The following is a 1,581-nucleotide window of genomic DNA, read 5'->3' on the forward strand; positions in this document are numbered from 1 at the left end:
AGCCTCGGTCGGGTGGTGTTGGGTTGTGGTCCGCATGAAGGCAGGGCCTCCGGTGCAGCTCGTGGTTGTCGAGACCGTTGAGCGCGCCGGGAGGCCCTGTTGTCCCAGTTCTATGCCCTGGCCGCGGCTGGCTCCAACTTCGTTGCGCGTGGGTGTGATTGTCTCGCGCACCGGTTCGGGAATGCGGCGGATCATCCGCACAGGCGGTCGAGGTATCCCTCGGATATGACAGACGCGGAGTGGGTGCAGGTTCGTGATCTGCTGCCGGTGCCGGGGTGGTTGGAGGGCCGGGGCGGGCGCCCGGAGGCCTACTGTCACCGGCAGATGGTGGACGCGGTGCGCTACCTGGTCGCCGGCGGCATCACGTGGCGGGCGATGCCTGCCGACTTTCCTGCCTGGGACCGCGTCTATGCCTTTTGGCGGCGCTGGCGTGACCAAGGCTGGATCGCGGAGTTCCACGACCGGCTGCGCGACCGGGTCCGCGAGGCCGCCGGCCGGGATACGGAACCGACTGCGGGCATCATCGACGCCCAGTCGGTGAAAGGAGCCGCTTCGGTGCCGGCCGCGAGCCGGGGCTTCGACGGCGGCAAGAAGGTCAACGGCCGCAAGCGCCACATCGTGGTGGACACCCTCGGGCTGCTGCTGGCAGTGAGTGTCACCGCGGCATCGGTCACCGACCGGGACGCCGCACGCACGGTGCTGACCCGCCTGCACCAAAGGCACTGGCCCTGGCCCGGGTATGGGCGGACGGCGGCTATACCGGGCCACTGGTCGACTTCACCCGCAGCACCCTGCGGATCGCGTTGACGGTGGTCAAACGCAGCGACGACTTGTCAGGGTTCGTCGTGCTGCCCAAGAGGTGGCTGGTGGAGCGCACGTTCGCGTGGCTGATGCGCTCACGCCGACTGGCCCGCGACTACGAAACCCGCACCGACAGCTCGCAAGCGATGATCTGGTGGTCGATGAGCATGGTCATGAGCCGCCGCCTCGCCCGCCCACGACGCTGAACATTCCCGGGCTCGCTTCGGCCAACCAGCCCCGCACCGCCAGGCGCTTCGTCTTCGACCGCACCCCCTCGACCTTCGCGGGAACCGGCTCCAGGCCAAGTGCTACCGCCAGCTGCCGGCAGTCCATCGCCCCGCCGCCGGACCTGCCCCGCTCCTGCAGGATTTCCATGATCCGCCGGTAGCCCGGGGCCAGAGCATCAGCCTCAAGCCCGTCCCGCCGCACCGGCACCACCGAACCGGGCCCCGCCGCCGCGACCTGCACCGGCCGCTCGCCGGCCCCAGCGAGTGACGAATCCTCCGCGCTTCCGCGAGGTTCCGCGAGGATCTGGCCGACTGTCTCCCGAGCGATCACGAACCGCTCCCACACAGCCTCTGCCTCACCCAACTCAGCCTGCAAGACCTCCACCCGCTGCCGGGCGGCACGCTCACGCTCTTCCAACAAACCCATCACCGACGGCACCCCAGCACCTCCACCGAAGAGACGACACGACACCTCATCCCTGCCGCCAAGATGGCAATGTCATGCCTGACCAGCGGAAACACAGCGATCACTCGCGGAAAGACAACAGCTTCT

3 protein-coding genes are annotated in these 1,581 nt (G+C 68.6%); 2 read left to right on the forward strand and 1 reads right to left on the reverse strand.

The annotated features are described in order from the left end of the window. The first annotated feature begins 225 nt into the window (after window positions 1–225). Together O3W51_RS47940 and O3W51_RS47945 are read left to right on the forward strand one after the other, a co-directional pair. Entirely contained in the window at window positions 226–807 is a 582-nt protein-coding gene (locus O3W51_RS47940) for an IS5 family transposase (RefSeq protein ID WP_269290382.1), read from the forward strand. Further along, window positions 768–1,007, forward strand: a complete 240-nt coding sequence (locus tag O3W51_RS47945) for a transposase (RefSeq protein ID WP_269290385.1) — start codon at window positions 768–770, stop codon at window positions 1,005–1,007. Before O3W51_RS47940 ends, O3W51_RS47945 begins: the two co-directional genes overlap by 40 nt. On the opposite strand, the gene O3W51_RS47950 is transcribed toward O3W51_RS47945, so the two are convergent. Further along, window positions 973–1,467, reverse strand: coding sequence for a hypothetical protein (locus O3W51_RS47950; protein ID WP_138359645.1), 495 nt, complete (start codon window positions 1,465–1,467; stop codon window positions 973–975). The genes O3W51_RS47945 and O3W51_RS47950 overlap by 35 nt on opposite strands. Window positions 1,468–1,581 lie beyond the last annotated feature (114 nt).

This window comes from Streptomyces sp. H39-C1 (genome assembly GCF_027158125.1).
Taxonomy (GTDB): domain Bacteria; phylum Actinomycetota; class Actinomycetes; order Streptomycetales; family Streptomycetaceae; genus Actinacidiphila; species Actinacidiphila fildesensis.